At 68.6% G+C, this 16,165-nt stretch carries 13 protein-coding genes and 3 pseudogenes; 3 read left to right on the plus strand and 13 right to left on the minus strand.

The window, feature by feature from the left end:
• Positions 1-236: 236 nt before the first annotated feature.
• The 3 genes from ABZ855_RS38965 (at position 237) to ABZ855_RS38975 (ending at position 3,357) form a co-directional block, all read left to right on the plus strand.
• Positions 237-1,115 carry an alpha/beta hydrolase gene (locus tag ABZ855_RS38965; RefSeq protein WP_360815484.1) on the plus strand — a complete coding sequence of 293 codons (879 nt, stop codon included), beginning with the start codon at positions 237-239 and terminating at the stop codon, positions 1,113-1,115.
• A 128-nt stretch (positions 1,116-1,243) separates the two neighbouring features.
• Positions 1,244-2,968: a GMC family oxidoreductase gene (locus ABZ855_RS38970; RefSeq protein WP_360815487.1), complete on the plus strand. Its 1,725-nt coding sequence runs from the start codon at positions 1,244-1,246 to the stop codon at positions 2,966-2,968.
• Positions 2,969-2,994: 26 nt separating this feature from the next.
• Complete coding sequence (locus ABZ855_RS38975; protein ID WP_360815490.1) at positions 2,995-3,357, plus strand: hypothetical protein; 363 nt, start codon at positions 2,995-2,997, stop codon at positions 3,355-3,357.
• 33 nt (positions 3,358-3,390) lie between these two features.
• Here the strand turns inward: ABZ855_RS38975 and ABZ855_RS38980 are convergent.
• The 13 genes and pseudogenes from ABZ855_RS38980 to ABZ855_RS39040 form a co-directional block, all read right to left on the minus strand.
• Positions 3,391-3,831: pseudogene (locus tag ABZ855_RS38980) on the minus strand (aminotransferase class I/II-fold pyridoxal phosphate-dependent enzyme); the annotation flags it as partial.
• An 81-nt stretch (positions 3,832-3,912) separates the two neighbouring features.
• A pseudogene (locus ABZ855_RS38985) lies at positions 3,913-4,173 on the minus strand (Txe/YoeB family addiction module toxin).
• 9 nt (positions 4,174-4,182) lie between these two features.
• Positions 4,183-4,368: pseudogene (locus ABZ855_RS38990) on the minus strand (type II toxin-antitoxin system prevent-host-death family antitoxin); the annotation flags it as partial.
• Positions 4,369-4,675: 307 nt separating this feature from the next.
• Entirely contained in the window at positions 4,676-5,695 is a 1,020-nt protein-coding gene (gene galE / locus ABZ855_RS38995) for a UDP-glucose 4-epimerase GalE (RefSeq protein ID WP_360815493.1), read from the minus strand.
• 821 nt (positions 5,696-6,516) lie between these two features.
• Positions 6,517-8,862: a thioesterase domain-containing protein gene (locus ABZ855_RS39000; protein ID WP_360815574.1), complete on the minus strand. Its 2,346-nt coding sequence runs from the start codon at positions 8,860-8,862 to the stop codon at positions 6,517-6,519.
• 28 nt (positions 8,863-8,890) lie between these two features.
• Positions 8,891-9,694, minus strand: a complete 804-nt coding sequence (locus ABZ855_RS39005) for a class I SAM-dependent methyltransferase (RefSeq protein ID WP_360815496.1) — start codon at positions 9,692-9,694, stop codon at positions 8,891-8,893.
• A complete protein-coding gene (locus ABZ855_RS39010) occupies positions 9,673-10,848 on the minus strand; it encodes an aminotransferase class I/II-fold pyridoxal phosphate-dependent enzyme (protein ID WP_360815499.1) in 1,176 nt (391 codons plus the stop codon). The genes ABZ855_RS39005 and ABZ855_RS39010 overlap by 22 nt, the downstream gene beginning before the upstream one ends.
• A 4-nt stretch (positions 10,849-10,852) precedes the next feature.
• Positions 10,853-11,995 (minus strand): cytochrome P450, encoded by a 1,143-nt coding sequence (locus tag ABZ855_RS39015; protein ID WP_360815502.1) that lies wholly within the window; start codon positions 11,993-11,995, stop codon positions 10,853-10,855.
• A gap of 1 nt (position 11,996) precedes the next feature.
• Entirely contained in the window at positions 11,997-13,196 is a 1,200-nt protein-coding gene (locus ABZ855_RS39020; RefSeq protein WP_360815505.1) for an amidohydrolase family protein, read from the minus strand.
• Positions 13,189-13,599: a cupin domain-containing protein gene (locus tag ABZ855_RS39025; RefSeq protein WP_360815508.1), complete on the minus strand. Its 411-nt coding sequence runs from the start codon at positions 13,597-13,599 to the stop codon at positions 13,189-13,191. Before ABZ855_RS39025 ends, ABZ855_RS39020 begins: the two co-directional genes overlap by 8 nt.
• A complete protein-coding gene (locus ABZ855_RS39030; protein WP_360815511.1) occupies positions 13,550-14,764 on the minus strand; it encodes a hypothetical protein in 1,215 nt (404 codons plus the stop codon). The genes ABZ855_RS39025 and ABZ855_RS39030 overlap by 50 nt, the downstream gene beginning before the upstream one ends.
• The gene (locus ABZ855_RS39035) at positions 14,742-15,647 is read right to left on the minus strand and encodes an NAD(P)-dependent oxidoreductase (RefSeq protein WP_360815514.1); all 906 of its coding nucleotides are present in this window, start codon (positions 15,645-15,647) and stop codon (positions 14,742-14,744) included. The genes ABZ855_RS39030 and ABZ855_RS39035 overlap by 23 nt, the downstream gene beginning before the upstream one ends.
• A 5-nt stretch (positions 15,648-15,652) precedes the next feature.
• The gene (locus tag ABZ855_RS39040; RefSeq protein WP_360815517.1) at positions 15,653-16,156 is read right to left on the minus strand and encodes a hypothetical protein; all 504 of its coding nucleotides are present in this window, start codon (positions 16,154-16,156) and stop codon (positions 15,653-15,655) included.
• Positions 16,157-16,165: the final 9 nt, after the last annotated feature.

The following is a 16,165-nucleotide window of genomic DNA, read 5'->3' on the forward strand; positions in this document are numbered from 1 at the left end:
GATCGTGGCCGATGACGACGGCGTGCCGTGCTTACCCCTGCTGTGCCGCTCGCACACGCTCGGCCACCGCCGTCGCGGCTATGGAGAAAGGGTGAAGCCTTCCCGCAGTACTTGATCAGGGGTTGCGCGCTTGGAAACCGATCGGTTTATGATGTTGGAAACCGATCGGTACCACCGTAGGTCCGTCGGACCGTACCCCCATCCCCCCAGCGGTTCACACGCCAGGAGTCGGCGAGATGCCCAGTCAGAATGCACGTCCCACGATCACCGTCCCCGGGACCACCACCCACACCCTCGCCCCCCGCGGCGAGCGCAACAGGCGCGAGGGCACGCTGCGCTACCTCAAGGCGGGCTCCGGCGCTCCCCTGGTCCTGCTGCACACGGTGCGCACGCAGGCCGAGCACTACCGCTCGCTCATCCCGCTGGTCTCCGACCACTACACCGTGTACGCGCTGGACCTGCCGGGGATGGGCTACTCCGAGATCGTGCCCGGGGCGTCGTACGACGAGCCGGCGATGCGCGCCGGTGTCGAACGCCTCCTCACCGAACTCGACCTGCGTGACGTGACGTTGGTGGGGGAGTCCATGGGTGCGGTGCTCGCCCTGACCGCCGCTGCCGACCTGCCGGAGCGGGTACGACGCGTGGTCGCGGTGAACACGTACGACTTCGCCGGCGGGATCGCTCGCTCCAGTCTCCTCGCCCGCGCGGTGGTCAGCGGTGTCCTCGCCCCCGTGGTGGGCCCCGTGATCGCCGGAGTGCAGCCCAAGCCCGTCATGCGCAAGATCCTTCAGGGCGGCCTGGGCGACAACAGCGCCCTGCGGGACGACTACTTGGACGAGCTCCTCCAGGTGGGCCGGCGTCCCGGCTACCCGACCGTCGCCCGGAGCGTGTACCAGGCGCTGCCCAGCCTCATCGCGGCTCGCTCGCGCTACCCCGAGGTCAAGGCCCCCATCCACCTCGTCTACGGCGAGAAGGACTGGTCCCGGCCCTCGGACCGGGAGGCCAACAGGCGACTGCTGCCGGCCGCCGACTTCACCCAGGTGCGGGGAGCCGGCCACTTCATCGCCCTGGAACGGCCCGACATCCTGGCGGACCTGCTGAACGCGGTGGCGTGACGCCTGCTCGCCGGCCACGTGCGGCTCATGAATTTCGTACCGCCCGAGGGAATGTCCTTCGCGCGGTGGGACGCGTCCCAGACCATCTCGCTCCAGGCGATCAAGCCGGCAGGAATGAAGTTAACGACATGACGTACGACTACGACGTGCTGGTCATCGGCTCCGGCTTCGGCGGCTCGGTATCCGCGCTGCGGCTGACCGAGAAGGGCTACCGGGTCGGGGTGCTGGAGGCCGGAAGGCGCTTCGAAGCCGCCGACATCCCCAAAACCTCCTGGGACGCCCGCAATTCCGTGTGGGCGCCCCGGCTGGGCCTCTACGGGCTACAGCGCATGTACTGGCTCAAGGACGTGTTTCTCGTGGCTGCCTCCGGCGTGGGTGGGGGCTCCCTGATCTACGGCAACACCCTCTACAGGGCGCCGGCCAAGTTCTACAGGGATCCTCAGTGGGCGCACATCACCGACTGGCAGAGTGAGCTGGCGCCGTACTACGACCAGGCCGAGCGCATGCTCGGCGTGACCGCCAACCCGCTGGTCACCGAGGCCGACAAGGTCCTGAAAGAAGTCGCCGGGGACATGGGGGTCGAGGAGACCTTCCGCCCCGTCCCGGTAGGGGTGCTCTTCGGCGGTCCCGGCACCGCACCGGGTACCGAGGTCGCGGACCCGTTCTTCGGCGGCAGCGGTCCGAGCCGGAACACCTGCACCGGCTGCGGGTCGTGCTGGACCGGCTGCGCGCACAACGCCAAGAACACCCTGGACAAGAACTACCTGTACCTCGCGGAACACCATGGTGCCGAGGTCCACCCGCTGACCACTGTGCGCGCGGTGAGTCCGCTGGCCGGCGGAGGATACGCGGTGCACACGGTACACAGTGGCCGCTCGCCGCGGCGCCGCGAGAACCTGCGCACCTTCACCGCCGGACAAGTGGTGTTCTCCGCGGGCACCTACAACACCCAGAAGCTCCTGCACCGTATGCGCGACACCGGCCTACTGCCGCGGATCTCCCGCCGACTGGGCCTGCTGACCCGGACCAATTCCGAAGCGATCCTGGGCGCCACGGCCGAGCGCAATGACGTCGACTACAGCCAAGGGGTGGCGATCACCTCCTCGATCCACCCCGATGAGCACACCCACATCCAGCCGTTCCGCTACGCCAAGGGCAGCAACGCCTTCGGCCTGCTGATGACCGCCCTGACCGACGGCGACAAGCCGCATCCACGGTGGGTCACCTGGGTCCAGGAACTCGCGCGCAACCCACGGCACCTGGGCTCACCGTGGGTGCGCAACTGGTCGGAGAAGACGATCATGCTGCTGGTGATGCAGTCACTGGACAACTCCCTCACCGTCTCCGGCAAGAACACCCGGTTCGGGCGCCACAAGCTGGTCACCTCCCAGGGGCACCCACCCAACCCGACCTGGATCCCCGTGGGCAACGAGGTCGCCCGCCGTGTGGCCGAGAAGATCGGCGGCAGAGCCACCGCCACGGCCGCCGACATCACCAACACCCCGGCGACCGCGCACTTCATCGGGGGCTGCACCATCGGCGACTCGCCCGAGACCGGGGTCGTCGACCCCTACCACCGCCTCTACGGCCACCCCGGCCTGCACGTGGTCGACGGCTCGACGATCTCGGCCAACCTCGGGGCCAACCCGTCACTGACCATCACCGCCCAGGCCGAACGGGCCATGGCTCTGTGGCCCAACAAGGGCGAAGCCGATCAGCGGCCTCCCGTGGGCTCGGCCTATCACCGCCTGGCCCCGGTCAGCCCCCGGCGTCCCGTGGTGCCCGAGCACGCCCCCGCCGCTCTGCGGCTGCCGATCGTCCAGGTCCGCCATGGGGTGCAGCCGACCGAGTAAGGACCTCACAGGGCGCCCCAGGCCCGATGGGCCTGAAAGACGCGGCCGCTGCCCGGCTCGGCCCGGAGCGGGCGGCTACCGTCGCCGAACTGACCGGGATGCCGCGCACGCGGATCGCCGCCGATCCGGGTCACCCGCGCGGCCCGGAACTCGTCGGCGAACTCGCCGTCCGCAGTGCCCAGTTCGCGACGTTGTGGGCCCGCCACGACGTCGAGGAGACCACGCGCGGCCGGATGCGGGTCGACCACCCGCTGGTCGGGGAGCGGAACCTGGACCGGGACGCCTCCCCGATGCCCGGTGCCCCCGGCCCGGTGCTCATCGTCTACACCGCCGAGGAGGGCGGCCCCGACGCCGAACGGCTCCAACTGCTCGCGGGCCCGCTTTCCTGAGGCTGCGTTCGTCCACGTCGGTGTTCGTCCGCGTCAGTGCGCGAATGCCTTGCGGAGCCGTTCCGCCGACTCCTCCAGTACCGATGTCCGCTTGCAGAACGCGAAGCGGACGAAGGGGGCGCCCTGCTCCCGGTGGTCGTAGAAGACCGCGTTCGGGATCGCCACCACTCCCGCCCGTTCCGGCAGTGCGCGGCAGAAGGCGAAGCCGTCCGTCTCGCCGAGGGGGCGGATGTCGGTGGTGATGAAGTACGTGCCGGAGGGGTTGAAGACCTTGAAGCCCGCCTCCGTGAGCCCCGCCGACAGCAGGTCCCGCTTGGCCCGCATGTCCGCGCGGAACTCCTCGAAGTACGAGTCCGGCAGGGACAGCGCCTCCGCCACCGCGTACTGGAAGGGCCCCGACGCCACATACGTCAGGAACTGCTTCGCCGAGCGGACGGCCGTGACCAGTTCCGGCATGGATGTGACCCAGCCCACTCCGCGTTCACACGCCTATTCGTGTTCGGGGTGGGGCAGGTCGCGAGGAGGCTGCCGCGCTGTGCTCTGCCTCGCCTTCTGTCAGCTCTCGTAGTGGTAGCGGCACTGTGCGATCAGGACACCGTCCTCGGTGGCTTTGTGGATCAGTCGGTGCTCGTCGTTGATACGGCGCGACCAGTAGCCCTAGAAGCCGTGCTTGAGCGGTTCCGGTTTGCCGATCCCCTCGTTGTCGTTGCGGGCGATGTCCGCCATGAGTGTGTCGATGCGCTTGAGGATCTTCCGGTCCTGAAGCTGCCACCACAGGTAGTCCTCCCAGGCGCGGGAAGAGAAGGTGATCTTCACTCGTGGCCCTTAGTCGTCGGTCGCCAGCTCGCGTACGGTGCCGCCGCCGTTTTCCAGCTCGTCGATGGACGCGAGCAGGCGCCGGGCGTTCGCGGGACTCCGCAGCAGGTATGCCGTCTCCTTCAGGGACTCGTAGTCTTCAAGGGACACGATGACGACCGGCTCATGTCCGGCCCGCGTGATGACGACCAACGTCCTTGTACGTACAAGGAGGTTCGTCTACCCCCGTGATGTGGGCAAGCGCCGCACGACCGCAGTGACTCGAGGATGCAACGACCGACCCCCAGGGTGACGTCAGTGCGCGAATGCCTTGCGGAGCCGTCAGCCGCCTTCTCCAGAGCCGCATGAGAACCGACCACCAGCCCTGCGCAGGAACGCGAATCCAGTGTTCACAAAACACGTCCGCACTCGAGAAGACATCCGCGCCTGGATCGCCCCCGGGGGCAACGGCCCCAAGCCCTTCACGCGGACCAGGTCCGTTGTTTTTCTGGGACTCTGGACACTAGGCGTCCGGGAATCCGTCCGGGTTCTGCGACTGCCACCGCCAAGTGTCCGTGCACATGTCGTGGATGGTGCGGGAGGCCACCCAGCCCAGCTCGGCCTGAGCCTTGGCAGGGTCCGCGTAGGAGTCCGCGATGTCGCCGGGGCGCCGGGGCGCGTCGACGATCGGGATCTCTCGACCGCTGGCTTCGGCGAACGCCGACACCATCTCGAGGACTGAGGTCGGCGTCCCGGTGCCCAGGTTCCAGGTCGAGACCGACTCCTCTGTCTTCTCCAGCCTGTCCAGGGCGGCGATGTGGCCGGCGGCCAGGTCCTCGACGTGCAGGTAGTCCCGTCGTGCGGTGCCGTCGGGAGTGTTGTAGTCCTTGCCGTAGAGGCGGAGGAGGTCTCGCCGCCCGACAGCGATCTGGGCGAGCAGCGGCATCAGGTTGTTGGGCACGCCTTGCGGGTCCTCGCCGATCATCCCGGACTGGTGGGCACCGACAGGGTTGAAGTAGCGGAGCAGTGCGATCCGCATCTCCGGGTGGGCCGCGGCGACGTCGCGCAGGATCTGCTCCTGCATCACCTTGGTCCAGCCGTAGGGGTTGTTCGCCGAGGTCGGGAACCCCTCCTGCATCGGCACCGGCGCGTGCTCACCGTAGACGGTTGCGGAGGAGGAGAACACCAGCTTCTTGACGCCGTTCGCGCGCATCGCGGTCAGCAGGGAGAGGGTCGAGCCGAGGTTGTTCGAGTAGTACTCCAAGGGCAACGCGACGGACTCCCCGACCGCCTTCAGCCCAGCGAAGTGGATGACCGCGTCGAACGCCCCCTGCGCGAAGAGACGGTCAGTCTCCTCCCGGTCCGTGAGATCGATGACGTGGTGCTCGATAGACGCACCGGACAGTGAATCGAGGCGGCCGATGACCGAGGGCTTGCTCCTGCTGAAGTTGTCCGCGATCACGACTTCGTGGCCCGACGCGACGAGTTGGAGTGTGGTGTGGGAGCCGATGTAGCCACTGCCGCCGGTGACCAAGATTCGCATGACCGAACCCTAGCAGCCGACTTGAATGCGGACAGAGGCAGCTGCCGTCGGTGCGACCAAGTCCTCGGAGGCTTCCTGCGCCACCGCGGGCACGTGCTCCAGGGCATGGGCGACCAACCGAGAACAGCCCGGTCGTACGTCGCCGGACGTGGTTTGGATCACGGTGCCCTCGGCGGGGTGCAGCCCCTCGATGCGGCTGTCATCCGGGCGGCCCACGGAGGGTGCACCATCCTGGGTCGACGCGCTGGCCTCCGATGGGTTCGGCAGTCGGCCACGCACGCTGCCCGCGGCGCGTCGACGTCGGGGAGTTCCCCACTTCGCTCGCCACATGTCGGATCGTCAGCGAACGAACCTCGAGTCCGGGTGCCGAGCGATCTCCGCGGCGATCACGCCGACCAGCGAGCAGCCGACGAGGTGCGCCGGCCGGCCAAGCGACTCAAGCGCGAGGGCGTACCGACCACCAGGGCCAACAATGAGGCGGAAGGTCGGACAGGGGTCCTTGAGCCCGATCACGCGATGGTCGGGAGGCAGTGCCTCTCGAAGCGACCGGTAGCTCAGTGGACGGCCACCGGCAGGATGGATCAGGACGACCACCACACTGGACCCTCGTCGCGACTCAAGGAGCGAACGGACCGAAGGCTCCGCGACCAGCACCGATTGCTCTCGGAGCGTTGTCGCCTGGTAGCCCGCGAACACAGGCAGGCGCACGCCGGGCTCGACCTGGAGCAGGCGAGCGAGCCCGGCAAGCTTCGATGGAGGTGCCACCGAGCTGGACGACGGCGCTCTGGGGCGCCGTCGGCCGATCGCCAGCGCCTGGCCAGTCAGGATCCGCTGATCACCTGTGCCGGCCAAGGGCCCTGGGCCAGCCCGTCTTCGGCAAAGAGCTCGGCGATCCGTCGGCAGGTCATCTGGACACTGCTGTCGAGCTCCGCTGTCCCGGACGCCTTGAGCGTAAGGTTCGCGGCCCGGAAGCCAGTGTCGGCACGCGACGTTCCGGCGACGGCCAAGTCGTCCACACCCACCACGCCTGACAGCTGACGCAGGTCGGAACGACGGACCCGCGAGAGTACCGCACCGGAGCACTGTGGGAAGGCTGGGAAGAGGCCGGCCGCGGCTCCGCTGAGCGGGCCCGTCACGGGCTCGGGCTCGGTCCTGAGAGCGGCGAGCAGCGCGAGTCGGACCAGGTCAGGCCCGCCGACGAGTCGCAGCAGCCGGGTCAGGTGCCCGCCTACCCGCCCGTTGACCTCGATGACGTCCACCCCGGCTGCGCAGACATGTACCTCGGTATGCGTCACACGCCAGGTGACGTCCAAGGCGTCCAAGGCCTGATCGACACAGGCGACCACGGCCGCCAAGTCCTCGGCAGGCAGCCTGGAGGGGATGACGTCTCCCGTGGTACTGACGACATCGGAACCGTCACTGCCCTGTCCGGCCGCGACGGCGACCGGTGTCTTGTCGAAGACCGCGACATGCTGTCGGCCTTGGCCGGTCGACACGGTCTCCACCGAGACGAAGTCGGCAAGCCAGGAGACGCCAGACGGGTGCGAGCCGGGGGCGATGCGCTGCTCGTAGAGGAGACCGTCCCAGCAGAGGCGCGCCGCCAACACACGGTCGAACTCCACCACCGAGTCGATGAACGAGACCCCGCCGCCGCCGACCCCGCGCCGCGGCTTCAGCACGCCAGGAAAGCCGACTTCCTCGACCGCGCGGGCGAAGTCCTCAGCCGAGTCGACACCGACCGCCCACACCTTGGAGACCCCGGCGTCGACCAGTAGGTGACGCTGAGTCAATTTGTCCCATGGATTGCGGGTCTGGGTGGATCCGGCCAGGCCGAGGTCCTGCTCGGCCTGGTCCACGAGGTCCAGTAGATGATCGTTGAAGGTGGTCAAACCGTCCAGGCTCAGCCCGCGCAGTGCCGACCCCGCGTCCCCGTCCAGCACGATGACGTTGCCGAAGAGCTTGCTTGCCACGGTGCACAGGTCAGGAGTGACGGCGGCGGTCTCGGCTTCGACGATCAGCGCGATCTCGCAGACACCCTCCGCCGCAAGGTAGATCTCGGGAAGGGTCGCCGCCCCCTTGGGCGCGTAGACCACACCGAGCCGGGGCAGGTCCTCGTTCGAGACCGCGAGCCCTGCTCTCTCGGCAGCGACAATCCAGTCCTCAAGGTGCGTCAGCGTCGGACCGTGCTGGAGCATCTCCCAGTGGGTGACGGGGACGTCGAAGGTGGCCAGTCGGCCAACTCCCCACGAGCCCCAGTCCCGCATGGGCTCCGCGGCTTCGGTGTCCAGGCCGTCGAGGCGGTCCGGCGTGCTGTAGAAAGCCACCGGTGCGTCGAGCGGGACCGGCGAGAACCGTGACACCGCGAAGGTGTTGGCGGCGTAGACCCTTGTCCGCGCCTCGAAGTCGGCTGCGGTCTCCTCGACGATGTCCCAGACACCGCCCAGGGCCCGGAAGAGGGAGGCGAAGGGCGCCTCCGCACTGAGCTCGCCGACGCCGGCGTTCTGCGCAACCTCCCGTAGCCGGTCGTTCACGACAGTCTCCAGTGTGGGCTGCGCACCTCCCAGCGGCGGGGCGTTGAACATCGCCAGGCTGACCACCTGCCAACCCCGCCTCGTGAGTTCGGCAGACAGCTGCCAGGCCAGATGGGCGCCGGCGCAGAAACCGCCGAGATGCACGGCGCCGACCGGCAATTGGGCTTCCAGGACGTCCGCGAAGTCCTCGGCGATCTCTTCGGTACTGGTCAGAGCCACACCGTCGGCAGCGCTCAGTCCTCGTGACAGAAGCGCGAAGACCGGTCGCCGAAATCGTTCGTCGCCCAGATGTCCCAAGGTGTTGACGCCCCCGCCGACCGCCGGGGCGATCACCAGTGGGACGCCCTCACCGCTCTCCTTGATGGCGATGAGGCGGCTGGTCGCGGGCACCGCGGAGTCGGCCGCGGCCGCCCGCACGAGCTTCCCCAGTCCGCGCACGGTCGGATTCTCGAAGACCGAGTTGAGGGTGAGCTTGCAGCCCAGTGCCTGCCGGAGCGAGCCGGTCAGGGCGGCAGCAGCGAGCGAAGTCCCGCCGCACTCGAAGAAATTGGCATCAAGGCTGGCGGGCCTGGTGCCGAGCACCTTGCCCCACTGCTGGGAAATCACTACCTCGACGGCGTCACGCTCGATCGGCATGGTCACGCTGTACTCCTTGATTCGCTGGTCACCGATGAGACGCGGTGCAGATGATGTAGCCCTTGGGGTCCGTCCAAGGACCCGGGTTCGCGTCGAACCAGTGCTGGACGCGAGCGGTGATCTCCTGCGCGAACCCGGCGTCGGAGGCAGCCTCGGGCGACACCCCACAGAACGAGGAGATCGCGAGGGCGAAGGCGATCAGTGGGGCCGGCTCGGCGAAGACCAGCGCGTTGTCGAACCGCTTGACCTTGGCATGCCCGAAGACCTGCTCCACCATCGGCGGCAGGGAGTCGGAGTGGACACTGTTGATGGGCGGCTCGCTACGCGGAACCCCGAGCGCCCGCGCTGCCGCGGACACGAGGTCCCGCGTACGCCGCGCGGTCACCTGGTGGTTCACGAGCGCGGCGAACGTTCCTCCGGAGGCAAGGATCCGTCGACACTCCGCGACCGCCGCCTCGGGCCGCTCCACGTGGTACAGCATGTGACGTGCGGTGACGATGCTGAACTCCTCGTCGGCGAAAGGCAGTTTCGTGGCGAAGGCGCGGATGGCCTCGACCCCTGGCACGGATCGCGTGGTGTCGACCGCCTCTTGCGAGGTGTCGATGCCGCACAGTCGGCCCGAGTGCCCCTGGCCCGCCAGCGCGTGCAGGAACTTGCCGGTCCCGCAGCCGACATCGAGCAGGCCCGCGGCCGACGGCAGGCGCAGCAGGTCGAAGAGCGCTCGATCGGGGTCGTCTGGAAACTCGCTGTAGCGGCGGTGCGTGTCCATGCGGATCTGCAGGTTGTTCAGGTGCTCGTACTCGGCCTCGGTCACACGGCGGCGTCCGTCCACGGCACACTCCCTTTCTTCATAGCGTCAACACGGGCGACAAGAGCGTGAGCAAGGCGGTCCAGCGCCGCCTGCAACAGGTTGGTCGGCATCGCGAAGGTGATCCGGGCGAAGCGGTGTTCGGCCCCGAAGTCCGGGCCGGGTTCCACCGCCAGGCCGTGCTCGGCCAGCACCTCGTGGGCGCCGCGCTCGGCGAAGGTCTCGCCGAAGTCGAGCCAGCCGAAGTAGGTGGCCTCGCCGGGGGTGTAGCGCACCTCAGGACGGTAGGGCCGTAGGAAGTTCTCGATCACCGTACGGTTGTGCCGTAGTAGCTCGTGGGTGCTCCGCAGCCAGGGACTGTCCTCAGTTCTGTAGGCCGCCTCCATCACGGCCCGCTGGAGCGCTCTGGCCGGCGCGGCCCGGTGGCCCAGGCGGTCCCGGATCTCGGCCACCGCCCTGGCGTCCGGCGACCAGACGAAGGCACCGCCGATACCGGCCAGGTTGTGTGACTTCGTCGGTCCGTCAATCGTGAGCGAAATCCTCGCCACCTCCACCCCGAGGGCGGCGATCGGCGTATGCACTCCGTCGAGGACGAGCCGCGAGTGGAGTTCGTCGGAGACGATCCGCAGCTTGTGTCGCAACGCGAACTCCGCGATGACCTCCAACTCCGCACGGGTGAAGACGTGGCCGGTGGGGTTGTGCGGGTTGCAGAGGTAGACGGCGCGTGTGCGCCGGCTGACGGCCTTCGACAGCTCGCGCCGCAGCGTGGAGGTGCGGTGGTCCGGCGCGACCGGGACCGGCACCGCGGTGGCACCGGCGGCCTGCACCGCGCCCGGGATGTACTTGTACGACGGCGCGAAGTACAGGGCCTCGTTACCGGGCTCCAGGAACTCGTCGAAGATCAGGTACGAGACGGGTACCGCCCCGGCTGCCAACCAGAAGCAGTCTCGCGAGACGCCGGCCCCGTACCGCTCGTTGAAGAAGTCCGCGAGGCGGTCAGCGAGGCCGTCCGTGGTGTACGGCGGCGGGTACGCCAGGGGGTAGCGCAGGCGCTCCGCGATGGACTCCAGGATCAGCGGATCCGTCGGAACGTCCATGTCGGCGATGGACAACGGGATGGTCTGCGCCTCCCGGTCCAGCCACTTGAGCGCGTACGGGCTCTCGGGAAGCTTGATCACCCGGTCACCACTGCACATGCAGGGTTGACAGCGCTCGGACCACGAGGCCGGAGTGCCACACTGGAGGAACGTTTTCGGCGAGACGCAGTCCGGGAAATCGGGAGAGCAGCCCGGCCAGGGCGGTGTTCATCTGTATCCGGGCCAGCGGCGCGCCGACGCAGTGATGCGAGCCGTGACCGAAGGCCAGGTGCGGATTGGGTCGACGGGTCAGGTCGAGCCGCTGGGGGTCGCTGAAGACCGACTCGTCGAAGTTCGCCGAGATCGTCGCGGGCAGCACCGTCTCACCTGCCCGAAACTGTTGGCCGCCGCACTCGGCATCCTCCGTGAGCGTCCGGGGGAAGCCGCCGGAGAGCCCGACGGGCACGTAACGCAGCAGTTCCTCAACCGCATCCGGCATCAGCTCGGGCCGCTCGCGCAGCTGGGCACTGGCGTCGGGCTCGTGCAGCAGGGCGAAGACGGCGCTGGACAGGAAGGTGGTCGAGGTACGGCCACCTGCGACGAGCGCGATGACGAGGTCCACCAGTTCGTCGGAGTCCGAGACGCTCGTACCCGCCAGCGTGGTGCCCGGTTCTGGACCGTCGGATGTCAAACGGCGGAGGTAGGCGGCCAGTTCCGCACGGGGCTCGGGGACGCCGGGGCCGGCCTGGACCCGTCCCATCACCGCATCGGCCAGGCCGAAGAACTCGCCGTGGTCTGCGGTCGGAATGCCGAGAACGGCAGCCGTCGTCAGGTCTGGCAGCGGCTGGGCGAAGCGGCGGACCAGATCCACCGGCTGCGGATCCGCCTCGAGCGCGTCAAGCAGGCCCTCCACCAGGGCCTCGATCCGTGGACCGAAGCGCACCACCTGTCGTGGCATGAAGCACCGCGAGATCTGCCGACGCAGCCGGGAGTGCTCCGGGGGATCCACTGCGAGCAGGGAGCCTTCGGGGAGTAGATCGGGGGTCAGCCGAGGAGTCTGCGGACCGTTGGCGAGCCGCCGCGAGAAACGGGAGTCGGAGAGGATCTGACGCACCTGGTCATGCGTCGTCGCCAGCCAGGCCTCGCCACCCACCGGCATGGTGACCTTCGTCAGCCGGCCGGTCGCGCGAGCCGTTGCGTACTGCGGCTCCAGGGTTGTGTCGTGTGCTCCGCTGAAGGGGTAGTCCACCTCAGTCACCTGCCTTATAGGTTCTGCCGGCAGCCATGACGTAGCAGGGTGCCGCCAGGGTTTGCAGATCAGTGAGCGGATCGCCCTGGACACCGATGACGTCCGCCCGCAGACCGGCTGCGAGTGAACCCACGGTGTGTTCCAGGCCAAGCGCCCGCGCTGTGCCGCCGGTGGCCAGTTCGATGACGCCCAAACAACTCAGGTCGAGATCGCGGTAGTTGTCGAGCGAACGAGGCAGGTCGTCATGTGCTGTCATGCCGATGCCCGAGTCAGTGCCGACGGCGATCCTCACTCCCGCGCCAACCATCCGGTCGAGGTGGCTGCGCCGCTCACGCCAGGGCAGTGCACCGGCCGCGAGGCGGGCCCGGGAGTTGACGGTAACGCTGACGGCGACCCCGGCTGCCGCCATCTCGCCGAGCAGAGCCGGATCGAGGTCGAAGCCGTCCTCGGTCATCCAGGTGCAGTGCTCGATGGTGTCGACGCCGGCGGCGACCGCCTCACGCACGCCCTCCGTTCCGTGCACATGGACCGCCACCCGCATGCCCCGCTCGTGGGAGAGCGCCACAGCGGTCTTCAGGTACCCCGGCGGAAGCTGGCTCCGGTAGGGAGATGTACCCCCGGTCAGGAAGCCGCCGGTGACGACGACCTTCGTCCAGGTCGCGCCGAACTCGCGATTCTCCGCGATCAACGCGTCGATGTCAGGCTCGTCGGTGCAAGCGCCGCCCATCATGTCCAGGTGGCCACCGGGCACGGTGAGCGGGATGCCAGAGGTCGACAATGTGGGGCCTGCCGTCGCGCCGCGGGCGATCTCGGCTGCGAGCCGGTGCTCCAGGTGCCGCGGCGCGCCGAGGTCGCGGCCGGTGGTGATGCCCGCCGCCAACATCCGCCGAGCGTTGCCGCGCATGCCATCGAGGATCGCCTCGTCGTCGGCGCTCGCCAGTACCTCGAAAGGCCTTGGGCCGCCGTCGAGCGAGAGGTGGGTGTGCGCCTCGATAAGTCCCGGCAGCAGGGTGACGCCGGGGAGATCGACGATGACGGCGCCCTCGCACCTTTCGGCGGGGAGTGTGTCCGCGGGCCCGACCCACTGGATGACATCGTCCCGGACGACCAAGCAGCCTCCCGGGATGACGGTTCCCCGCTCGCCGGTGACGAGGCGGTCGGCCCGAAGCACCGTGGTCACCGGTGCCGCCGCGCTACTCACCGTGCTGCTCCTGGCGAGCGCGGTGCCGATCGTGCTCCTGGAAGATCTCGACCACGCGGGTCCCGGGTGCGATGACCGCGGCGTGCGGGACCTGGTCGTCGATCGAGAAGGTCTGCCCGGCCGTCCACTCCGCAGTTTCGTCGCCGCGGGTCAACTGGACGCACCCGCTCAGCACGATGCCCAACTGCGGCCCGTGCCGGTGCTCGGGGACGGAACCGCCGTCAGCGAAGGTCCACAGCACAACCTGGCCGCCCTCCCCGCCGATCAGTCGCCCGTCCGCGCCTGGGAAGTCCACCTCGGCCTGGGGGATCCGCGCGACCCAGTCCGGGTATTCCTGGAAGCTGTTCCGCTTGTCACCGGGCACGGGGGCCTCCGTCTGCGAGGTCGAGTTCCTGATAGGCATGGGACGATTCCTCTCCGAAATTGCGCGGCCCGAGCAGGCGGTAGTAGTCCAGCCGCAAGGAGCACATGGCACGCTCCATCAACCGCAGGGCTTCGGCGGCGCCTTGGGCCAGCTCCTGGGCGTCCAAGGACGCGAGGAGCGCTTGGTCGTGCCGGGCGTGCTCCAGCCCGGCGCTGTCGAGCTGACGCCACAACCGCAGCAGGATCACGGCATACTCCTGCTCGTACGGCTGGGCCTTCGCGAGCTGGAACCAGGAGATCAGGGCGAACTGAAAGATGGTCAGGACGTCTGACCTGCCGTCACTCAGGCGGGTGAGCGCGGTGGGTAGCACGGCCGGAGCCTGCTCACCAGCGCCGGGGCAGAGGAAGCGCGCCAGCAGCGCGCCGACGGTCTGCTCGGCCTCGCCGCTCGACATCATCAGCTTGGTGCTGAGGTCCCGGCCGCGCACGAGGTGCCGGATCCGCTCCGCTGACAGCGTGCTGCCAAGGGTCTTCAGCGCCGGTGCGCCGGTCAGTTCCCGGTAGCGCTTGACCCGCTGGCCAGGACGCTGCGTCACGGCCTGCAGCGCCTCCAGCAGCAGCTTACGGATCTTGTGCTCGGCGCCGCTCCGCTCACTTTGCCCGGTGGACCCGGCCGGCTCCTGGACCAACAGGTAGTTGGCCAGCTGGTGGACGACCACCTCCAGGGCCTCACGGCGTCTCAGCGGCGGCCAGTCGCAAACCAGCCGCGCGCTTCGCACCGGTCGATGGTCGAGCCCGAGTACCAGGTCGGCGCCGAAATAGGAGCGGACCTGCGGCAGCCGTGCCCGGCGCACGGTGAAACACGTGGTCACGATGGTCGGATCGACCGCACCTGCCCGCTCCACGATTCCGCGCTCGAAGGACTGCCGGTCGAACGGGTCGTCGGCGATGGCCACGAAGTCGATGTCGGACGCCAGTGCGTACCGGGAGCCGTTCCAGCGGACCGCCGGCTCGCCCCGGGCGATCGAGCCCGCGATCACGAGGTCCACCGCGCCGCCGCCGAACCGCGCGGTGTAGGCCGCCGCCTCGGAGATCACCGCACTCAGCTGGTCTGCCACCTGCTGCCTTGCGTCCGCCGGGACGAAGACACTGTGTGAGAAGAAGTCGGGAAGTCCGACGCCGTCACTGCTGCTGTTGCGCGTCATCGTTCAGTCCATTCCGCTTAGCCGGGTAGGCGCTGCGGACAGCGGCCATGTCGAATGCGCCCGCGCCGACGGACACGGCCCGGGAGAACTGTTCGGCGATCTTCTCGGCGAGGGGAAGGCTGGTACCCAGGGAGACACCGGCCGCCGCGGCGTAGGCGACGTCCTTGCCGAGGTTCGTCACCGAGCACATCACGTCGTCGAAGGCGAGTTCCGCCATCTGGCGCCCCTTGGACTGTGCGACCGGAGCGGCCCAGCCCCAGCTGCTGAGAGTGCGGACGACCAGTTCGGGGTCGAGCTCGCAGGCCTCGGCCAGACTCAGCGCCTCGGCCAGGCCGACGAGGGCACTTGCCGCAGCCAGGTTGTGCACCAGCTTGTAGCGCATGCCTGAGCCGACCTTTCCGAAGCGGATGATCTCGCCGCAGAAGACGCCGAGGAACGGCGCGAGGTCGTCGAGGTGCTCGGACGGTCCGCCTGCGAAGGCGATCAGATCTGCCTCGGCAGCGCGTTGCCGACTCCCGGTCAATGCGCAGTCGACAGCCCGCACACCCCGCACTCGGCACTCGTCGGCCCAGCGATCCGTGAACTGCACGGACAGCGTCGAACATTCGACCGCGTAGTTCCCGGGCCGCAGTGTGCGCAGCGCGCCGCTTCTGCCCAGCCAGACGCTCTCGGCAGCCGCATCGTCCGAGACAAAGGACAGCACGATGTCGGCCCCGTCGGCGGCCTCGGCGGCCGAGCCGCACAGCTCGTCGCCCGCGCAGGACAGCTCTTCGATTCGCGCCCTGGTCCGGTTGTAAAGCCTGAGCCGGTGCCCGGTCGCGCGCAGGTGAACAATGATCTCGCGCGCCATGATTCCGGCGCCCAGCACGGCGACCGTGCTCATGGAGTTCACGATTCCGCCCTGGTGTAGAGGCACCACACCATGGAGGGGTTAAACCGCTTCATGATCTTCAGCCGGGTGCCGTCCACTACGTCTACCGACCCGATGCAGGCATCTGTCGCGCCATCCTCGGCGAGGGCGACCGCCTTCGGCTTCGCCTCGACGTAGACCCGATGCGAGTCGGGGGACAGCGCGTCGGCAAAGGTCTTGGTCGCGGGGTGCAGCGCTATGGACCGCACGTCGCTGAGCGTCTCTACACGATCCGGATTGACCGCCACACACATCGGCTTGGTGGCTGCGGACCAGACATGCCGGAGTGTCAGTTTTCCCAGGTAGCGGAAGTGCAGGTCTACCCAGGTGTCTTCGGCTGTCCCGCCCGCCCGGTCGATGTATCCGGCTGCCACTAAGGCGGCAGCATCTGTCTGGACCGCGTACTCCATGGCCTGTGGGAAGGACTCCATCAGGTGTGTCCGGCGGAAGACACGCGCCGCATGATGGGCGTCGGTGCCCACAGGCCCCAG

Origin of the sequence: Streptomyces sp. NPDC047042, assembly GCF_040644035.1 — a bacterium.
Taxonomy (GTDB): domain Bacteria; phylum Actinomycetota; class Actinomycetes; order Streptomycetales; family Streptomycetaceae; genus Streptomyces.